We start from the raw sequence: 492 nt of genomic DNA on the forward strand, positions 1-492 counted from the left end.
GAAGGAACAGAGAACGGAACTGCTTGAAAAAGCAGAATTATTTGTCCTCGATATGGATGGGACATTTTACCTGGGAGACCGGATTCTGGATGGAGCGCTGGACTTCTTAAAGACGGTAGAGGAAAGCGGGCGTAAATACTTATTTTTTACAAACAATTCTTCCCGGTCGCCCAAAGTCTATCTGGAAAAACTGAAGAGAATGAATTGTGAGATCGGCCGGGAGCAGATCATGACCTCCGGGGATGTGATGATCCGGTACTTAAAGACCTGTTATGCGGGGCGGTCCGTATATCTGGTTGGAACACCGGCGCTGGAGGAGAGCTTCCGCGAGGCTAAAATCCGTCTGACACAGGAGATGGCGGACGTGGTGGTGATTGGATTCGATCTGACGCTTACCTATGACAAACTGGAGCGGGCATGTACCTATGTCAGAAACGGAGCTGAATTTCTTGCGACCCATCTGGATATCAACTGTCCCACAGAAGACGGGTT

The 492-nt window shown here is 49.4% G+C and carries 1 protein-coding gene; it reads left to right on the top strand.

From position 1 onward, the window contains the following. Positions 1 to 19: 19 nt before the first annotated feature. Positions 20 to 492 (top strand): HAD family hydrolase (locus NE664_13440; protein ID MCQ4727636.1); only part of this gene is annotated, 473 nt, incomplete at its 3' end.

The sequence above is a fragment of the Anaerotignum faecicola genome, from assembly GCA_024460105.1.
In the GTDB taxonomy this organism is placed as follows: domain Bacteria; phylum Bacillota; class Clostridia; order Lachnospirales; family Anaerotignaceae; genus JANFXS01.